This window comes from Aurantimonas sp. A2-1-M11, assembly GCF_036549475.1.
GTDB lineage: Bacteria > Pseudomonadota > Alphaproteobacteria > Rhizobiales > Rhizobiaceae > Aurantimonas.
This window is the reverse complement of the sequence record NZ_JAZHLI010000239.1, coordinates 1-512: the sequence shown is the minus strand read 5'-3', so window position 1 is coordinate 512 and position 512 is coordinate 1. Positions and strand designations below refer to the sequence as shown.

The following is a 512-nucleotide window of genomic DNA, read 5'->3' as shown; positions in this document are numbered from 1 at the left end:
GGCGCGTAGTGGAACACCACGGCTGGCGGGTCGCCGCCACCCCATGATCGGTCGTCGCGGGCGAGCGCCCACAGGTAACCGGTCTTGGTCCGGCCGCGGCCGGGATCGAGCACTGGCGCCGTAGTCTCATCCATGAACAACTTGCCGGAGCGCTTGAGGAGCTTCGCCATGCGATCGACAACTGACGACAGGTGCCAGGAGGCTCGGCCGACCCATTCGGCAAGCGTCGAGCGATCCAGCTCGATGCCGTGCCGGGCGAAGACCTGTGCCTGGCGGTAGAGCGGCATGTGCTCGGCGTACTTCGAGACGATCACGTGGGCGAGCACGGCCTCGGTTGGCAGGCCGCCCTCGATCAGATGCGCCGGAGCCGGCGCCTGCACGACCTTGGCGCGGCCGTGCGGCAGGCGTAGCGCGGGCGCACCGTGACGAGCACCCGGTACTGCGCCGGCACGATGTCGAAGCGACTGGAGCGGTCCTCGCCGATGCGCACCATGTCGCCGCAACCGCACGGG

General features: G+C 69.7%; 1 pseudogene. It reads right to left on the bottom strand.

From position 1 onward, the window contains the following. Positions 1-512: pseudogene (gene tnpC / locus VQ042_RS25885) on the bottom strand (IS66 family transposase); the annotation flags it as partial.